General features: G+C 68.5%; 5 protein-coding genes. All 5 read right to left on the reverse strand.

Features of this window, described 5'->3' with window-relative positions; all coding sequences use genetic code 11:
* Positions 1-21: 21 nt before the first annotated feature.
* Entirely contained in the window at positions 22-1485 is a 1464-nt protein-coding gene (locus tag Q0741_RS13750) for a UbiA family prenyltransferase (protein ID WP_298233773.1), read from the reverse strand.
* A gap of 7 nt (positions 1486-1492) precedes the next feature.
* Entirely contained in the window at positions 1493-2443 is a 951-nt protein-coding gene (locus Q0741_RS13755; protein WP_298233774.1) for an NAD(P)-dependent oxidoreductase, read from the reverse strand.
* 7 nt (positions 2444-2450) lie between these two features.
* Positions 2451-2825 carry an SMR family transporter gene (locus Q0741_RS13760; protein ID WP_298233775.1) on the reverse strand — a complete coding sequence of 125 codons (375 nt, stop codon included), beginning with the start codon at positions 2823-2825 and terminating at the stop codon, positions 2451-2453.
* 272 nt (positions 2826-3097) lie between these two features.
* The gene (gene cysN, locus Q0741_RS13765) at positions 3098-5002 is read right to left on the reverse strand and encodes a sulfate adenylyltransferase subunit CysN (protein ID WP_298233776.1); all 1905 of its coding nucleotides are present in this window, start codon (positions 5000-5002) and stop codon (positions 3098-3100) included.
* 74 nt (positions 5003-5076) lie between these two features.
* Positions 5077-5976: a sulfate adenylyltransferase subunit CysD gene (gene cysD, locus Q0741_RS13770; RefSeq protein WP_298233777.1), complete on the reverse strand. Its 900-nt coding sequence runs from the start codon at positions 5974-5976 to the stop codon at positions 5077-5079.
* Between the last annotated feature and the right edge of the window lie 1351 nt (positions 5977-7327).

The following is a 7327-nucleotide window of genomic DNA, read 5'->3' on the forward strand; positions in this document are numbered from 1 at the left end:
ATTCGGGAACGCTTCAAACGCTCAAGCGGCCAGCCAGATCAGCACCACCGTCACGAGCACGATCAGCCGGCTGACCCAGTCCCGGGCCGCGAACACCACGGGGTCGTCGTGCAGGTTGCGCCGGTTGGCCTTGAGCCACAGGCGCAGCAGCCAGAACAGCAGCATCGGCCCCAGGATCCAGAGGTACTCCGGATGCCGGAAGCGCTGCGCCGTCAGCGGGTCGTTGAGGTAGAGCAGCAGCACCACCACGGCCAACTGGCCGGCGGCGGCGCCGGCGGCGATGACGAAGGTCTGGTCGCCGATCAGGTAGCCCCGCGAGCGCAGCGCGGCCGTGTCGGTGGGCAGCGTCATCGCGATCTCCACGTAGCGTTTGGCGAAGGCCAGGCTGAGGAACAGGAAGATCGAGAAGCTGAAGATCCACAGCGACAGCGGCACCCCGAGCGCTGCGGCGCCGGCCACGATGCGCAGGGTGTAGAGGATGGCCAGCACGCACACGTCCAGCACCGCGCGCCGCTTCAGGCGCATCGAGTAGGACAGGCTCAGCACCATGTAGACGATCAGGCAGAGGCTGAAGCGCCCGGGCAGCAGCGTCAGCGACAGCAGCAGCGAGCCGCCGAACAGCGCCGCGCTCATGCCCAGCGCCGTGGGGATGCCAATCAAGCCGCTGGCGAAGGGCCGATGACGCTTGCGCACGTGGCGCCGGTCGGCTTCCAGGTCCAGCAGGTCGTTGATGACGTAGATGGCCGAGGCCATCAGCGAGAAGGCCAGCATCGCCAGCGGCACCCGCAGCAGGGCGGCGGTCGGTATCTGCGAGGCCATGGGCAGCATGGGCAGCAGCGGCAGACCGATCAGCAGGTTCTTGAGCCACTGGTGCAGCCGCAGCCCGTACAGCACGTCCATCAGCCGCGCGCGCGGCGGGCGGATGGCGGTGGTGGCCGGCGCCACCGCGCGCGCCGAGGATTCGAGCCCTGCCGAGCGCGTGACCAGCAGCGCATGCGCCGTCTCGCGCCAGATGGGCAGGTCCACCCGATGGTCGCCCACGTAGGCGAAGGCGCCGTCGCCATGCGCCTGGGCGTCGGCCTGGATGGCCGCGAGCTTCCTGGGCCCGTTGAGGTTGCGCTCGCCGTCGGAGGCCAGCACACCGTCGAAGAGGCCCAGGTGCCGCGCCACCTCGTGCGCGAGCCGGGCATCGGCGGCCGTGGCCAACACCACGCGCCGGCCCTGCGCGCGCGCCTCGCGGACCAGCTCCAGCACCTCCTTCCGGTAGGGCAGGGTGGTGGCGTCGAACTCCACCCGCTGCGCCACCTCCTGCTTGAAGCGGGCCTTGCCCTGCAGCAGCCACTGCGGCAGCTGCAGCAGCGCGGCGGGCTGGCCGCGCAGCAGCCGCAGCAGCGACTCGTGCAGCAGGTCCGTGGCGATGAGGGTGCCGTCCAGGTCGACGTACAGCGGCAGCGGCGGCGCCTCGGCCTGCGGCGCGGCATTCATGGCGGGCTTAATGGCCCACTCCTGCGCCCGTGGCGGGCTGGGCCCGGACGCCCTGAAGATGGCGCGCGGTGTGGCGCGCGATCAGGGCGTTGTCATGGCGCGGTTGCCAACCCAGCGCCAGCGAGCGCTCGATGTCCAGCACATGCGGCCACGTCAGCATCAGCACCTGCTCCCGCGCCAGCAGCCGCCAGCCGCTCAGGGCGGCCAGCCCGCGCAGGGGTGTCAGCGGCAGGTGCACGATCCGCGTCGGAGGCGCCTGCAGTTCCTGCTCGATCTCGTGCACCCAGTCCACGATGGACAGCGGTCGCGGTGCCGCGGCGTTGTAGAAGCCCAGCGCTCCCTGGCGCAGCACCACTTCCACCAGCCGCGCCACGTCTTCCACGTGGACCATGGCGGTGGGCTGCGTGCCCGCGCCGGGCACCAGCACCGGCCGGCCCTGGGCGATGGCGCGCACGAAGCCGCGGAACAGCCCTTCGCGTCCGGGGCCGCCGATGATGCAGGGGACCACCGTGGCCCAGCGCGCCATGCCCTGCTCCACCAGCGCCTGCGCCTCCAGCTTGGATTCGCTGTACACGCCCTGGCCCTGCATGCGGCTCTGCGGCCCGTACTGCGGCGAGCCGTCCTGCGCGTACATCATGCTGGTGCCGATGTTGACGAAATGCGCGCCGCTGCCGCGGTAGCGCTCCACCAGGTGCCGCGTGGCCTCGACGTTGTTGCGCCTGAACCAGGCCCTGCGGCCCAGCAGCGGCAGGCTCGGCGTGACGTACTGCACCGCCGCGGCATGCACCACGGCATCGGCCTCCGGCAGCGTCTGCGCGAAGCCCGGGTCCGCCAGGTCGCCACGCAGCGTCACGTCGCCGGCGCGGTCGGTGGTGCTCACGATATGGCCGGCTTCACGCAGGCGCCGGGTGCATTGGCGGCCAAGGAAACCATTGGCGCCGGTCAGCAGGATATGCATGCCGGCCTCACCCGCGGGACAGAATGACCACGCCGACCATGATCACGCCTATACCCACCAGGCGTTGCATGGTCAGGGCCTCGCCCATGAATTGCCAGGCAATGAAGGCGTTGACCACATAACCGATGGACAGCATCGGGTAGGCCACCATCACGTCCACTCGCGACAGCGCTGCAATCCAGAGCGCCACGCTCACCACATAACAGGCCAGCCCACCGACGATCCAGGGCTGCGTACCTATATTGAAAGCCAATTCGACGGGCCCCTGGTGCCCGTCCAACCCTATAACCCCCAATTGCCTTGTGCCGGCTTTGAGAGACAGTTGTGCTGCCGCGTTGAGCAACACGCCGCAGAGAATCAATGCAAATGTGCTCAGCTTCATGGCGGATCCTGACATCAGACCAGTATGGGGGTTTCCCAGCCCCCGCGCAGCTTTGCAAGTGCGATTTTCCCTTGATTGCGGCCCACCCGATGGCGGGTGTAATTTCCTAATTCGGCCAACGGGTCTTGGTGGTTGGTTAAATTTCGGTCATCACTGTCACCTTATATGGCTTGACAGGGTTTGTTTTTATTGGCGCCGTGCGTCGAAGGTTGACAAGAAAAAGGCCGCTGCAGCCTGGGCTGCAGCGGCCTGGAGGCGAAGGCGGGAGGGAATCAGCCGATGAATCCCAGTTCGCGCAGTTTGGCGATCACGACGTCGGCCGCCTGTTCCGGCGTGGTGTGCACAGTGTTCAGGCGCAGCTCCGGCGCCTCGGGCGGCTCGTAGGGGCTGTCGATGCCGGTGAAATTGCGCAGTTCACCGCGGCGGGCCTTGCGGTAAAGGCCCTTGACGTCGCGCTCCTCGGCCACCTCCAGCGGCGTGTCCACGTGGATCTCCACGAACTCGCCCTCGGCCAGCAGGCTGCGCGCGAGCTGGCGCTCGGCGCGGAAGGGCGAGATGAAGGCGGTCATGACGATCAGGCCCGCGTCGGCCATGAGCCGCGCCACCTCGGCCACGCGGCGGATGTTCTCCACGCGGTCGGCCTCGGTGAAGCCCAGGTCCTTGTTCAGGCCGTGGCGCACGTTGTCGCCGTCGAGCAGGTAGGTGTGGCGCCCCAGCGCGTGGAGCTTCTTCTCCACCAGGTTGGCGATGGTGGACTTGCCCGCGCCCGACAGGCCCGTGAACCACAGCACCGCCGGCCGCTGGCCCTTGGCCAGCGCGCGTGCCTGCTTGTCCACGTCCACCGGCTGCAGGTGGATGTTGTGCGCGCGGCGCAGCGCGAAGTGCAGCATGCCCGCACCGACCGTGGAGTTGGTCATGCGGTCGATGAGGATGAAGCCGCCCGTGTCGCGGTTGCTGGTGTACGCGTCAAAGGGCAGCGAGCGGTCCAGCGCCAGGTTGCACACGCCGATCTCGTTGAGCTCCAGCTTCTTGGCCGCCAGGTGCTCCATCGTGTTGACGTTGACCTTGTACTTGGGCTCGGTGATGGTGGCGCTGACGGTGCTGGTGCCGAGCTTGAGCAGGTACGGACGGCCCGGCAGCAGCGGCTCCTCGGCCATCCACACGACGGTGCACTCGAACTGGTCGGCCACCTCCGCGGGCGACTCGGCCTTGCAGATGACGTCGCCGCGCGAGATGTCGATCTCGTCTTCCAGCGTCAGCGTGATCGACTGCCCGGCCACGGCCTCGCTCAGGTCGCCGTCGGCGGTGACGATGCGCGCCACGCGGCTCTCGCGCCCCGAGGGCAGCACGCGCACGCGCTCGTCCGGGCGGATGGAGCCGCTGGCGATGGTGCCGGTGAAGCCGCGGAAGTCGAGGTTGGGGCGGTTGACCCACTGCACCGGCAGCCGGAAGGCCGCCTCGTGCTGCGCCGTCTCGTCGATCTCCACCGTCTCCAGGTAGCCCATGAGCGTGGGGCCGCGGTACCAGGAGGTGTTGTCGCTGGGGTGCAGCATGTTGTCGCCGCGCAGCGCCGACAGCGGGATGGCGGTGATGTCGGTCAGGCCGATCTGGCGCGCGAACTCGCGGTACTGCTCCTCGATGTCGCGGAAGGTCTGCTCCGAGTAGCCCACCAGGTCCATCTTGTTGATGGCCAGCACCACCTTGCGGATGCCGATGAGGCTCACCAGGTAGCTGTGGCGCCGCGTCTGCGTGAGCACGCCCTTGCGTGCGTCGATCAGGATCACGGCCACGTCGGCGGTGGAGGCGCCGGTGATCATGTTGCGCGTGTACTGCTCGTGGCCCGGGGTGTCGGCCACGATGAACTTGCGCCGGTCGGTGCTGAAGAAGCGGTAGGCGACGTCGATGGTGATGCCCTGCTCGCGCTCGGCAGCCAGGCCGTCCACCAGCAGCGCGAAGTCGATTTCGCCGCCCTGCGTGCCCCACTTGCGCGAGTCGGCTTCGATGGCGGCGAGCTGGTCCTCGAACAGCATCTTCGATTCGTACAGCAGCCGCCCGATGACGGTGCTCTTGCCGTCATCGACGCTGCCGCAGGTGATGAAGCGCAGCAGGCTCTTGTGCTCGTGCTGCTTGAGGTATTTCTCGATGTCGTCGGCGATGAGGTCGGAAACGTGGGCCATGGATGTGTCCTTGTCAGAGTGAAGGGGGCTTCAGGCAGCGGGTGCGCGCGCAACGGGCGCGGTGGCACGCTCGCTCAGAAGTAACCCTCCTGCTTCTTCTTCTCCATGGAAGCGGTGCTGTCGTGGTCGATCATGCGGCCCTGGCGCTCGGAAGTGCGCGCCAGCAGCATCTCCTGGATGATGGCCGTGAGCGTGTCGGCCTCGGACTCGATGGCGCCCGTGAGCGGGTAGCAGCCCAGCGTGCGGAAGCGCACCTTGCGCATGGACGGCACCTCGCCCGGGCGCAGCGGGAAGCGCTCGTCGTCCACCATGATCAGCGTGCCGTCGCGCTCCACCACCGGGCGTTCCTTGGCCAGGTACAGCGGCACGATGGGCACGTTCTCCAGGTAGATGTACTGCCAGATGTCGAGCTCGGTCCAGTTGGACAGCGGGAACACGCGGATCGACTCGCCCTTGTGCTTGCGCGCGTTGTAGAGCTTCCACAGCTCGGGGCGCTGGTTCTTCGGGTCCCAGCGGTGCTGCGCGGTGCGGAAGCTGAAGATGCGCTCCTTGGCGCGCGACTTCTCCTCGTCGCGGCGCGCGCCGCCGAAGGCCGCGTCGAAGCCGTAGTGGTCCAGCGCCTGCTTCAGGCCCTGCGTCTTCCACATGTCGGTGTGGATCTGCGAGCCGTGGTCGAAGGGGTTGATGCCCATCGCCTTGGCTTCGGGGTTCTGGTAGACGAGCAGCTCCATGCCCAGCTCGCGCGCCATGCGCTCGCGCATGGCGTACATGTCGCGGAACTTCCACGTCGTGTCCACGTGCAGCAGCGGGAAGGGGGGCGGCGCGGGATAGAAGGCCTTCTTGGCCAGGTGCAGCATCACCGCGCTGTCCTTGCCGATCGAGTACAGCATCACGGGCTTGTCAGCCTCCGCGACCACCTCGCGCATGATGTGGATGCTCTCGGCCTCCAAGCGTTGCAGATGGGTCAATTTCATGGATGGCTCTCTCTTGGGGGAGGGGAAAAGGAGTGCCGCGGTGGGCGCGACGGGTGAGGACGCAACCACGGCGACCGGCGCGGTGGGTCTGGAAACGGCGGCGGCGCGTCCAGCCGCGGCGTCGAGAAGGGACGAGGGCGCTGCCGGGCCGCGCACGGCCGGGGTCGCCAGGGCGGGCGCGGGGGACAGGTGGCTCGGGCTCGCCGGCACGGGTGCCGAGGCGAGGGGCGCGGCGATGCCGGCACGGCGCAACGCCACGGGGCACGGGCGCAGCGTCACGCCCGCGGCCTGCATCCGCTGCTGCAACGCTGCTCCGGCAGTGCTGTCCAGGTCGAGGCCGTGCAGCAGCGCCAGCACCGGCCCGCCGGCGGCGCGTTGCAGCCGCAGCAGGAAGTCTTCGTGCACCGACGCGGTCTTGGTGGGCCAGGGCAGCCACTGCAGGCTGCCGCGCAGGCTCAGCGCCACCAGCAGCCGCGACGCCGTGCCGGTGCCGTCGGCCACGCGCAGCTCGCCACACCAGTACAGCGCCGCCTGCTGCTGCCGCGCCTGGCGTACCCGCTGCGGCAACGTCTCGCGCAGCCACGCCTGGTGCTGCGGCGTATCCGCTGCCTCCTGCAGGCTGCACAGGCGCAGGCCCCAGCGCTCCAGGTAGCGCGTGAGGGTGCGCTCGCCCAGCTGCAGGCCGAGCTCCCGCTGCACGCAGGTGCTCAGTGCGTCGCGCTGCCACAGCGGCAGCCCCGGCTCGCCGGATTCGGGGGGCTGTTTGAGCACCAGGCGGCGCAGCGCCTGCTCCTGCTCACTGCTCAAGGCGCGGCCTTCGCCCTGTTGCCGGCCGCGACCCCGCACCGCTACCGCGTTCCACCCACCGGCCAGGAAGGCCTTGTGCGCGGCAATGACGGTGGGCGCGCTCAAGCCGGTCTCGCTGCGGATCTGCTGCAGCGAGCGACCTTCGAGCCTCAGCTCCACGGCACGGCGTCGCCGCGCATTGAGCTGCTCGACGCTCGATTCAAGGACGATGCGATCTTGAGACACTGAAATTTAAAAATGACTTTTAGTCATTAAGCATTTAATGTGCATCATTATAAAGAGCCTGACTTCCCCGTTTTTGCGGGCGCGTGTTCATGGGGTCTTGCATGGGCGCCGGATGCCGCATGCGTCAGTGGAGCGCTCGGCGTGCCCACTCGCGCCGCCTTGGTACCAAGGGCTCGCGGCGCCGACCGCGGCCGTTCAGCAGGAAGGAGGCAGGGCGGACGAATTCGCGTGGCGCCCAGGCCCGTAGTGGCTGGGGGTCCGCGCGGTACGTATTCAGCCCACCCCTGGCGGTCAGGCCGACAGCGGCGGCCTAGCGTGT

The sequence above is a fragment of the uncultured Azohydromonas sp. genome, assembly GCF_937926365.1.
In the GTDB taxonomy this organism is placed as follows: domain Bacteria; phylum Pseudomonadota; class Gammaproteobacteria; order Burkholderiales; family Burkholderiaceae_C; genus Azohydromonas.